1 protein-coding gene is annotated in these 562 nt (G+C 51.1%); it reads left to right on the top strand.

Annotation, left to right across the window (positions count from 1 at the left end):
• Positions 1-30: 30 nt before the first annotated feature.
• Positions 31-562 (top strand): GspE/PulE family protein (locus VT06_RS17185; protein WP_235357473.1); only part of this gene is annotated, 532 nt, incomplete at its 3' end.

The following is a 562-nucleotide window of genomic DNA, read 5'->3' as shown; positions in this document are numbered from 1 at the left end:
ACGTTACGCGGAGAAAAGCTGGTGCTGCGGTTGCAATTAACCCACCAACAGGCGCTGCCACTTACCGAGCTCGGTATGCTGCCACAGCAACTGCAACAAGCGGAACGCGCGCTCCAACTGCAGGAAGGCCTTATTCTGGTTACCGGCCCTACCGGCAGCGGTAAAACGCGCACCTTATATGCCATGCTGCAAATTCTTGCAGCACAAAGCAAAAACATTGCCACTGTGGAAGACCCAGTTGAAGTTGCCCTAGCTGGCGTAAACCAAGTACCCATTAAGCCCAGTATTGGTTTAACTTTCGCCACCGCTCTACGTGCTTTGTTGCGCCAAGATCCGGATGTATTAATGGTAGGAGAAATTCGCGATGCAGAAACCGCTCATATTGCCGTACAAGCGGCACAAACTGGCCATTTGGTATTTGCTACTTTACATGCAAGTGCAGCCATGAGCGCCATTATTCGCCTGCAACAGTTGGGGGTGGATAACTACCAACTGGCAACCTGCCTGCAGCTTTTAGTTAACCAAAGGCTAATTACTGTGGCTAAACAGCGCCAAGGCGTAT

It is taken from the genome of Arsukibacterium sp. MJ3, assembly GCF_000987765.1.
Taxonomy (GTDB): domain Bacteria; phylum Pseudomonadota; class Gammaproteobacteria; order Enterobacterales; family Alteromonadaceae; genus Alishewanella.
The sequence above is the reverse complement of the archived record's forward strand: the minus strand, read 5'-3'. Positions and strand labels throughout refer to the sequence as shown.